Annotated in this window: 1 protein-coding gene; it reads right to left on the bottom strand. The window is 64.4% G+C overall.

Features of this window, described 5'->3' with window-relative positions:
* The coding region (locus IDG63_RS14320) for an ATP-binding cassette domain-containing protein (RefSeq protein WP_206176498.1) at positions 1-438 on the bottom strand (438 nt) is incomplete at both ends.

Genomic DNA, 438 nt, shown 5'->3' with positions numbered 1-438 from the left:
GCCACGCCGCGTTCGGCCAGCTCATACAGCACCTGGTAGATCTCGTTCTTGGCGCCGACGTCGATACCGCGCGTCGGCTCGTCGATGATGAGCACGCGCATATCGTCTTCCGCCAGCCAGCGCGCCAGGATGGCCTTTTGCTGGTTGCCGCCCGACAGCAGGCGGATCGGCTGCTCGCGGTTGGGTGTCTTGATGCGCAGGCGCGTGATGTAGTGATCGGCCGTCTTCGCTTCCTGCCGGTCGTTGACGAACAGTCCGAAGCGACGCTGGTTGCGCCGGCAGCTGATGTTGATGTTTTCCGACACCGAGCGGCAGCCGATGATGCCTTCTTCCTTGCGGTCTTCCGGGCACAGCACGATGCCCTGCCGGATGGCATCGGCAACGTCGCGGATGCGGATTGGCGCGCCGTCAAGCGTAAGACAGCCCGCCGTCTTGCGA

This window comes from Staphylococcus sp. EG-SA-14 (genome assembly GCF_017151935.1).
GTDB classification, from domain to species: domain Bacteria; phylum Bacillota; class Bacilli; order Staphylococcales; family Staphylococcaceae; genus Staphylococcus; species Staphylococcus aureus.
Note: the sequence above shows the minus strand (reverse complement) of the source record. Positions and strands in the feature narration are given on the sequence as shown.